Origin of the sequence: Tabrizicola sp., from assembly GCF_036781545.1 — a bacterium.
Lineage (GTDB): Bacteria > Pseudomonadota > Alphaproteobacteria > Rhodobacterales > Rhodobacteraceae > Tabrizicola.
Genome location: NZ_DAIQAT010000244.1, coordinates 1 through 3578, shown reverse-complemented (window position 1 = coordinate 3578; position 3578 = coordinate 1). Strand labels below are relative to the sequence as shown.

Genomic DNA, 3578 nt, shown 5'->3' with positions numbered 1-3578 from the left:
CTGATCATGCTGCCGATGGTGCTGCCCGACATCGTCGTCGCGATGGCGCTGCTGATCGTGCTTCTGTCGCTGTCGGTGCCGCTGTCGATGCTGACCATCATCCTGGGCCATGTGCTGCTCTGCATGCCCTTCGCGGTGGCGATCCTGACCTCGGCCTTCCAGAGCCTCGACAAATCGCTGGAGGAAGCCGCGCTCGACCTGGGCGAGACCCGCGCCGCGACCTTCCGGCTGATCACCCTGCCGCTGGTCATGCCGGGGATCATCGCCAGCTTCCTGATCTGCTTCACCATCTCGATCGACGAATTCGTGCTGGCCAACTTCCTCGGTTCGGGCAAGCCGGTGCTGTCGGTCTACATCTTCGGCCAGTTCCGCTTCCCCGCCAAGGTGCCCTCGATGCTGGCGCTGGGGACGATCCTCGTTCTCTTCTCGATCATCCTGCTCGGCTTCGCCGAGTACATGCGCCGCCGCGGCATCGCCAAGGCGGGTGGCAAAGATTCCGGAGGCTTCCTGTGACCTTTTCCGATGACCGTCAGACCATGATCGAGTTCAAGGACGTCCATAAGTATTATGGCGACTACCACGCCCTGAGGGGGATCAACGGCACGATCAAGGCGGGGGAATTCTTCTCTCTCCTCGGCCCCTCGGGCTGCGGCAAGACCACGCTCCTGCGCACCATCGCCGGGTTCGAGGACATCTCTTCGGGCGTGATCATGATCGACGGCAAGGACATGGCCTCGGTCGCGGCCAATACCCGGCCGACGAACATGGTGTTCCAGAGCTACGCGATCTTCCCGCATATGTCGGTGGCCGAAAACGTGGGCTTTGGCCTGCGCAAGGACCCGCGCAGCAAGGAAGAAAAGGCCAAGGCCGTGGCCGAGGCTTTGGAGATGGTCGGCCTCAAAGGCTATGGCGGCCGCGCGGCCCATGCGCTCTCCGGCGGGCAGCGGCAGCGGGTGGCGCTGGCGCGCGCACTGATCCTCAAGCCGAAGGTGCTGCTGCTGGACGAGCCCCTGTCCGCGCTCGACAAGAAGATGCGCGAGCATATGCAGGTCGAACTGATCAAGCTGCAGCGCCAGGTCGGTATCACCTTCATCCTGGTGACGCATGACCAGGAAGAGGCGCTGGTCATGTCCGACCGCATCGCCGTGATGTTCGAGGGCGAGATCGCCCAGCTCGCCGATCCGGAAACCCTGTATCGCCGCCCGAACTCGAAGAAGGTGGCGGATTTCATCGGCACGATGAACTTCATCCCGGCGACGGTGCTGTCGGAATCGGGCGACAAGGTCGAGATCGAGGCCAAGGGTCTGGGCCATGTCACCATCGACGCCGCCATGGCGCCCCCGGCCAAGGGCGAAAGCCCGGTGGTGGGCCTGCGCCCCGAGACGCTGACGCTCCTCTACGACGACCAGAAGCCCTCCGAGCGCGAGACCGACGGGGTGATCGACGAGGTGATCTACTTCGGCGACATGACCTATTACGACGTCTATCTCGGCGGCACCGATGTCGAGGTGCGCCTGTCGATGCGCAACGTGCCCGGCCGCCCGGTGCTGGATGTCGGCACCAAGGTCCGCGTCGCCTGGAGCCCTTCGGCGCTGGTGCTGTTCCGCTAGGGCACATCGGACCGCCGCTCCGGACGTGATCCGGGGCCACGGCCTGCCACAGGAACGGTGTGCCAGCGTAAAAGTGGGGTCCCGGGTCAGGCCCGGGACGGGGTTAACCAATCCTGAACGCCCGCAGCCAAGCCATTGATTCCATTGATGCGAAGAATCTGCCCGCGCGTGGGCAGCCCCCCTCACCGATCCGGCGAGATCAGCCCCAGGCCCCGCAGATAGATTCCGATCGCGGTCTCCAGCAGGTCTTCCGGCGGCCAGGGTTGCGGCCCGCCATTCCCCCGCAGATACAGCTCCACCACCCCGTGGCTGACCGCCCAGACATGGGCCGAAATCATCCGTGCCGGCGGCCGCCGCGCCTCGGGCAGGGCGCGGGCCAGATGGTCCGCCGCCCGGTCCATCGTATCCCGCGCCTTGGCCGCCACCTGGGCGAGGTCGGGGTGCTGCCCCGGCTGCAGCCCGCTCTCGAACATCGCCTGGTAGTGGCCGGGATACTTCCGGGCGAAGGCGAGATAAGCCCGCCCCGTTGCCTCGAACGCCGCAAGCGGAGAGGGCCGCCCCTCGTCATAGGCAAATTCCAGAAGCGCCGAGAAGATATCGAACCCCTGCCGCGCCACCTCGGCCAGAAGCTCGTCCCGCCCGGCGAAGTGCCGGTAGACGGCGGCAGGGGTCACATCCGCCGCCTTCGCCGCCTCGGACAGGGTGAAGCCCTGCGGCCCCTTCTCGGCGATCAGCTCCAGCGCCGCCTCGACCAGCGCCTGCCGGAGGTTGCCGTGGTGATAGCCCCGCTTCAAGGTCAGTCCTTCGACCGAAGCTTCGGCCCGCCACAGATTTTCTCATCCACCTTGCCGATGGCATCCTTGTCCTTGCCCGTATAGTCCACCGCGGAAAGGATCGTCTGGATCGCCGCGATCCGGGCGCGTTTCTTGTCGTCGGACAGGATCACCGTCCAGGGCGCGTGCTTGAAATGGGTCCTCTGCATCGTCTCGTCGATGGCGGTGCAGTAGTCGTCCCATTTCGCCAGCCCGTCGACGTCGATCTGGGACAGCTTCCATTGCTTCAAGAGGTCCCCCTCACGGTCGAGAAAGCGCTTCAGCTGCTCGGCCCGTCCGACCTCCAGCCAGATCTTCAAAAGGATGATCCCCTCGTCGACGATCATCTGCTCGAACTCGGGAAGCTGGCGGAAGAACTTCTCCCGCTCCTCGGGTTTGCAGAAGCCGAAGACATGCTCGATCATCGCGCGGTTGTACCAGCTGCGGTCGAAAAGCGCGATCTCGCCCTTCGCAGGCAGCCAGTCGACATAGCGCTGGAAATACCATTGCTGGCTTTCCCGCTCGGTCGGCTTCGGCAGGGCCACCACATAGGCCTGGCGCGGGTTCAGGTTTTCCGTCACCGCCTTGATCGTTCCGCCTTTGCCGGCGGCGTCGCGGCCCTCGAACACCATGAGGAGCCGCTTGCCCGAGGCCTTCAGTCCGGCCTGCATCTTGGCCAGCTCGATCTGCAGGGCCTCCATCCGGGCACTGTAATCCTTACCCTTGATCTCTTCCCGGTAGGGGTAGGATTTCGTGAGGATGTCATCCTTCCCCGCGCCCTCGATGGCCTTGCGCACCTCTTTGGGTGCGCCTTCGCGGAAGTAGCGGCTGATCGCGCCGTCGAATGGTAGGGTCATGCCTGTCCTCCCCGGTTTGCGCCAGTATGGCGATTGGGCCGGTCAGCCGCAATGCAGCGCGATCAGGAGCCGATCTCGTCCAGGTCGTAGGGCGTGGTCTGGTAGATCTCGTTTATCCAGTTGCCGTAAAGCAGATGGGCATGACTGCGCCAGCGGTTGAGCGGCGGGCGCGAGGGGTCGTCGTCGGGGTAGTAGTTCAGGGGCACGTTGATCGGCGTGCCGTTGGCGATGTCGCGGTCATATTCCTGCTTCAGCGTGTCGCTGTCGTATTCGAAATGGTTGAAGATGTAGAGCGCGCG

5 protein-coding genes are annotated in these 3578 nt (G+C 64.6%); 2 read left to right on the top strand and 3 right to left on the bottom strand.

All coding sequences use genetic code 11. From position 1 onward, the window contains the following. Together V7Q39_RS20055 and V7Q39_RS20050 are read left to right on the top strand one after the other, a co-directional pair. Positions 1–513 (top strand): ABC transporter permease (locus tag V7Q39_RS20055; protein WP_333818380.1); only part of this gene is annotated, 513 nt, incomplete at its 5' end. Positions 514–536: 23 nt separating this feature from the next. Then, positions 537–1610, top strand: coding sequence for an ABC transporter ATP-binding protein (locus V7Q39_RS20050; RefSeq protein WP_333818382.1), 1074 nt, complete (start codon positions 537–539; stop codon positions 1608–1610). A gap of 182 nt (positions 1611–1792) precedes the next feature. Here the strand turns inward: V7Q39_RS20050 and V7Q39_RS20045 are convergent, their stop codons facing one another. The 3 genes from V7Q39_RS20045 to V7Q39_RS20035 form a co-directional block, all read right to left on the bottom strand. After that, positions 1793–2410, bottom strand: coding sequence for a TetR/AcrR family transcriptional regulator (locus tag V7Q39_RS20045; RefSeq protein ID WP_333818381.1), 618 nt, complete (start codon positions 2408–2410; stop codon positions 1793–1795). Further along, positions 2407–3279 carry a polyphosphate kinase 2 gene (gene ppk2, locus V7Q39_RS20040; protein WP_333818379.1) on the bottom strand — a complete coding sequence of 291 codons (873 nt, stop codon included), beginning with the start codon at positions 3277–3279 and terminating at the stop codon, positions 2407–2409. The genes V7Q39_RS20045 and ppk2 overlap by 4 nt, the downstream gene beginning before the upstream one ends. Positions 3280–3341: 62 nt before the next feature. Then, positions 3342–3578: homoserine O-acetyltransferase/O-succinyltransferase family protein (locus V7Q39_RS20035; protein ID WP_333818378.1), on the bottom strand; the 237-nt coding region annotated here is incomplete at its 5' end.